The organism is Pseudomonas sp. NPDC078416 (genome assembly GCF_050268485.1).
GTDB lineage: Bacteria > Pseudomonadota > Gammaproteobacteria > Pseudomonadales > Pseudomonadaceae > Aquipseudomonas.
The window spans coordinates 1-1259 of record NZ_JBNNGV010000070.1 but is presented as its reverse complement, the minus strand read 5'-3'; the positions used below and the strand labels follow the sequence as shown (position 1 = coordinate 1259).

General features: G+C 55.8%; 1 protein-coding gene. It reads right to left on the bottom strand.

Annotation, left to right across the window (positions count from 1 at the left end):
- Window positions 1–8: 8 nt before the first annotated feature.
- A protein-coding gene (locus tag ACQKEN_RS25385) for an IS3 family transposase (RefSeq protein WP_427689487.1) occupies window positions 9–1192 on the bottom strand; the annotation gives its coding sequence in 2 pieces (ribosomal slippage) (window positions 9–928 and window positions 928–1192; 1185 coding nt in all).
- Window positions 1193–1259 lie beyond the last annotated feature (67 nt).

The window sequence follows — 1259 nt, the reverse complement described above, 5'->3', positions numbered from 1 at the left end:
TGTAGTGGTCAACTAATTCCGGACACCTCGATAGGTTGTCTCAACGCCATCGTCCGTTCGTAAACGGTCGGTGGCAGGTACCCCAGTTTCGAGTGCAGCCGCTCGTTGTTGTAATACCCAACGATGTATTGAGTGATGTCGCGTATCGCTTCGCCATGGTTGGCGTAATTACGCCGCCATACCCGCTCCATTTTCAGGCTCAGGAAGAAGCGTTCCATCACCGCGTTATCCCAGCAGTTACCTTTACGGCTCATGCTTTGCTGCATGTTCTGTCTGGCCAGCAGCGATCTGTAGATTGCGCTCGCATATTGGCTGCCGCGATCGGAGTGGGCGATCAGGCCAGGTGGAGGTTGACGCTGCGCGACGGCCATCTGCATCGCGCTGCACACCAGCTCTGCAGGCATGTTGGGGGCCATCGCCCAGCCCACCACCTTGCGCGAGAACAAGTCCAGCACGACGGCCAGATAAAGCCAGCCGCTGCGCGTTCGTATGTAGGTAATGTCGGCGACCCAAGCGGTATTCATAGCCTGCGGTTCAAACTGACGGTTCAATACATTCTCGGCGATTGGCAGGTCATGCTTGCTGTCGGTCGTATGCACAAACTTGGGTTTCCACGCCGAGCGCAAACCGTTGGCTCGCATCAGTCGGCGGACTTTATAGAGGCCTATTTTCATGCCCTTGGCCCGCAGAGCCTTGGTTAATGGGCGGCTGCCGGAGCAGCCGTCGCTCGCGGCAAACGCTGCCTTTAGCTGCACGACAACGGGGCAACTTAACCGAACAGGCGCTTCTGCACGCTTTCTGGCCTCGTAAAAACCTGATCGACTGACGTTCAGCAAACGACAGACATGCGCCACCGAATAAGCCTTCTGTTGCAGTTGCCGAACCAGGCGGTATGTCACTTCAGTTCGCGGGCAAAGAAGGCGGTAGCCTTTTTTAAGATGTCGTTGTCCGTCTTGAGCTGCCGGTTTTCCTGCTCCAGCTGCCGAATGCGCTGCTGCTCAGCCGTCAGCGGGTTTCCTATCCCTGCCTGGCCCAACTGTTCAGCGTCGTATTGGCGGATCCACCGTCGCACGGCCGTCTCACCGAGATTCTGGTCCTGGCAAACCTGCGGAACGGTCAGGCCCTGATCCTTGACCATCTTTACGACTTCCAATTTGTAGCTGTCATCAAACCTATTGCGTTTTCTGGTCATGAAAAACTCCTCGATAAATGTATTTTCCACTTATCGAGGTGTCCGGGGAAATTAGACCACTGCAGTA